1 protein-coding gene is annotated in these 922 nt (G+C 41.8%); it reads right to left on the bottom strand.

Annotated features, from left to right (window positions below; all coding sequences use genetic code 11):
• Positions 1-736: 736 nt before the first annotated feature.
• On the bottom strand, positions 737-922 hold a 186-nt coding region (locus EL17_RS01685; RefSeq protein WP_035069225.1), incomplete at its 5' end, for a hypothetical protein.

Below are 922 nucleotides of genomic sequence, written 5' to 3'. Positions count from 1 at the left end.
ATGAACTTTATCGGGATTATAAGGAATAATGTAGTTATTGAAACAATATAAAGTAAATATTTAAACTTACTTATGCTCGATTATCCGTGTGTTTCTCTGTTTACGCTTTATTACCCACTCCGTCAATTGTCGGAGTGGATACGGAGAGCAACTGGAGTGATGACGGACAGGAACTGGAGTAAACATGAGTTTTAGTCATCTGTATAATGCAGGTTGGTAAAAAAATCATTAAGTATTTGGGACTTTAAGTGGATGATGTGATGAATATGTTTACCCTTCAAAGCCACCCCTGTGGCTCAATAACCCATAATTCCCCCTGTTCGGGATTCGGACCGTTAATGGTCTAATAAATTCTTGTACTTGATTCCAGTAATTTGTGTCAGTCCAAAATCCATGGATTCCCTCCTCGTATAAATACAAATCAATACTTTTACCATGCACTTTCATATTATTTGTCAATTTCTTAGCAAAATATGCAGGTTCAAATGGATCATTTTTATCATGGGGGAGCTGGACCAGCTTTAATTCGTGAAAGAAATAAATCGGCGAAATGGAAATGAATTCATCAGGCGAAGCAATCTCACCGCTGATCCATCAATCGAAAGCATCGAAAGAGATATTGCGGCCGACCCTGAATGGGTCGCATGTATATAGCATATGTGCTGATGTTGATCCCGACCCTGATAGGGGTCGCACAGCGTCGTTGGGAAACATACCCGGTTACCGTATGATTCATTCAACCCCTTTGGCCCCATGCCACCACCACCACATTCGATCCCTTCAGGATCGGTTCCGGAAATTGAGGCATCCTGCTATAAACATTTGATCCCTTCAGGATCAGTCCCAAGAATATACGTGTGAAGCTGAAGCTGTCGTAAGTATATAGAAAAGCCCTGATGACGCGGCCGACCCTGAATGGGTC

This window comes from Anditalea andensis (genome assembly GCF_000714815.1).
Lineage (GTDB): Bacteria > Bacteroidota > Bacteroidia > Cytophagales > Cyclobacteriaceae > Anditalea > Anditalea andensis.
Note: the sequence above shows the minus strand (reverse complement) of the source record. Positions and strands in the feature narration are given on the sequence as shown.